Source organism: Xanthomonas albilineans (genome assembly GCF_002939705.1).
Lineage (GTDB): Bacteria > Pseudomonadota > Gammaproteobacteria > Xanthomonadales > Xanthomonadaceae > Xanthomonas_A > Xanthomonas_A albilineans.
The window spans coordinates 1-428 of the sequence record NZ_MDCB01000101.1 but is presented as its reverse complement, the minus strand read 5'-3'; the positions used below and the strand labels follow the sequence as shown (position 1 = coordinate 428).

The following is a 428-nucleotide window of genomic DNA, read 5'->3' as shown; positions in this document are numbered from 1 at the left end:
GCGCCCGGTGGCGGTATCGACCGAACACACCGATCCGGCGCTGCCGGCGTTCTTCCGGGAGCGACCGCATGCGTCAGCGGCACCGCCGCTGCCTGCGTATTTGCAGCAAGGAGCAACGCCCCATGCAGTGGGCGCACCGTCTACCCACACCGCATCGACGAACGCGGACACGTCTTCCTCATCTTCCTCCGCTGCCGCGTCCACGCCGTCCCAGGCCATGGATAAGCATTCGCGCATGCAGGACGACCTCGTCGCTCAGCAGCACCAGCAACGCATCCAACAGGCGCAGCCGCTGGCGCAATCCTTCACGCAGACACATGCGCCGCCGTCCCATGACAGCGCCCCGGCCCATGAAAAACCAGCCAGCGTGGACATGCAGGAACAGGCGCGGATCGCGCAATTGCAGCAGCAGGAACAGCAAGCGCAGG

Annotated in this window: 2 protein-coding genes; one reads left to right on the top strand and one right to left on the bottom strand. The window is 66.1% G+C overall.

The features are described from left to right. Nucleotides 1-219: hypothetical protein (locus XalbCFBP2523_RS16960; protein WP_211286586.1), on the bottom strand; the 219-nt coding region annotated here is incomplete at its 3' end. On the opposite strand from XalbCFBP2523_RS16960, the gene XalbCFBP2523_RS15935 reads away from it, so the two are divergent. Next, on the top strand, nt 218-428 hold a 211-nt coding region (locus XalbCFBP2523_RS15935; RefSeq protein WP_211286585.1), incomplete at its 3' end, for a hypothetical protein. The two genes, XalbCFBP2523_RS16960 and XalbCFBP2523_RS15935, sit on opposite strands and share 2 nt — an antisense overlap.